Annotated in this window: 1 protein-coding gene; it reads left to right on the plus strand. The window is 73.4% G+C overall.

What is annotated here, in order from left to right; all coding sequences use genetic code 11:
• On the plus strand, positions 1 to 1,756 hold a 1,756-nt coding region (locus DY218_RS25330; RefSeq protein WP_128558467.1), incomplete at both ends, for a class I SAM-dependent methyltransferase.

The following is a 1,756-nucleotide window of genomic DNA, read 5'->3' on the forward strand; positions in this document are numbered from 1 at the left end:
GTCGACCAGACCCTGGTCACCACCACGCCCGACGCCGACGGCAACCCCCAACTCACCGCCTACCTCACCCAACCCACCCACACCGAACCCGCCACCGAACACACCGGTGACCAGGTCGACCGGTGGGGCGAGGTCTTCGACCAGATCTACGAGGCCGGCGACCAGCAGACCGAGGACCCCACGTACGACATCTCCGGCTGGATCAGCTCCTACACCGGCGAACCGCTGCCCGCACACGAAATGCGGGAGTGGGTGGACTCGGTCGTCGGCCGCATCAAGTCGCTGCCGCACCGCCGAGTCCTCGAGATCGGCTGCGGCACGGGCCTGCTGCTCTTCCGCATCGCCCCGGACGCCGAGCTGTACTGCGGCACCGACGTCTCGGCGGTCGCACTGCGCGATCTGCAGGCCAAGCTGCCGCTGCTGCCCGAGGGTTCGGCGCGCGTCGAGCTCCGCGAGTGCCCCGCCGACCGGTTCGACGGGTTCGACGAAGACAGCTTCGACACCGTGGTGATCAACTCCGTCGCCCAGTACTTCCCGGACGTGGCGTACTTCGTGGACGTCCTCACCCAGGCCGCGCGCGTGGTCCGGCCCGGCGGCTCCATCGTCATCGGCGACGTACGCAACCTCGCCCTGCAGGAGCAGTTCCACACCTCGCTGCACCTGGCCCGCACCCCGGGCGACGCCGACGACCCGGCCGCGCTCGCCGCCGCCGTCGCGGACCGCGTCGCCCAGGACGCCGAGCTCGTCCTGGACCCGAAGCTCTTCACCGCCTTCGCGGCCGCCCGGCCCGAGATCGACGGGGTGTCGCTGCTCGCCAAGCCGAGCCCGCACCGCAACGAGCTGACGAAGTACCGCTACGACGTCGTCCTGCACATCCGAGACGACGCGCAGCAGCCCGGGACACCCGCTGCCGCCGCCGGCACCGGCACCGGCGAATCCGAGGAACTCTGGGACGCGACCCCCGTCGAGCAGATCTCCCAGCGCCTCGAACGCGACCGCCCGTCCCGCGTACGGATCGCCGGGGTCGAGGACGCCCGGCTGTCGGCGGACCGCACCGCGGCCGGCCGGGACGCCGCAGGACCGGAGCTCGACCCCGCGGAGCTCGCCCGAGCCGTGACCGCACTCGGCTACCGGGCGGTCCCCGCACTCCGGCCCGACCGCCCCGGACAACTCGACCTGGTGATCGCGCCGGAGGGCGGCCCGCTGCCGACCACCACGGCCGACGCCGAAGCCGCCGGCGCGGGCTTCGAGGCCTTCGCCAACGACCCGGCCGACGCGAGCCGACGCGCCTCCCTGGTGCCCGAACTCCGAGGCCACCTCAAGCACCGCCTGCCCGAGTACATGGTCCCGCAGCACTTCATGGTGCTCGAGGCCTGGCCGCTGAACGCGAACGGCAAGCTCGACCGCAAGGCACTCCCGCTGCCGCGCACCGGCGACCGCAAGGGCGGCACCGCCGCCTACGTCGCCCCGCGCACCGCACTCGAGCGCTCCGTCGCGACCGTCTGGGCCGATGTACTCGGGGTGTCCCGGGTCGGGGTCCTGGACAACTTCTTCGACCTCGGCGGCCACTCGCTCCTCGCGACCCGGGTGTGCGCCCGCATCGGTGAGGCATGCGGCGCCGAGGTGCCACTCGGCGACTTCTTCCAGTACCCGACGGTCGCCGGACTGGCCGCCCACATCGAGGAGTCGGGCGCCCGCCGGGAGCGCGGCCCCGCCATCCGCCGGGCCGACCGCAGCCGCCGCCGGCGCCCCGGCC

This window comes from Streptomyces triticagri (assembly GCF_003429565.1).
GTDB classification, from domain to species: domain Bacteria; phylum Actinomycetota; class Actinomycetes; order Streptomycetales; family Streptomycetaceae; genus Streptomyces; species Streptomyces triticagri.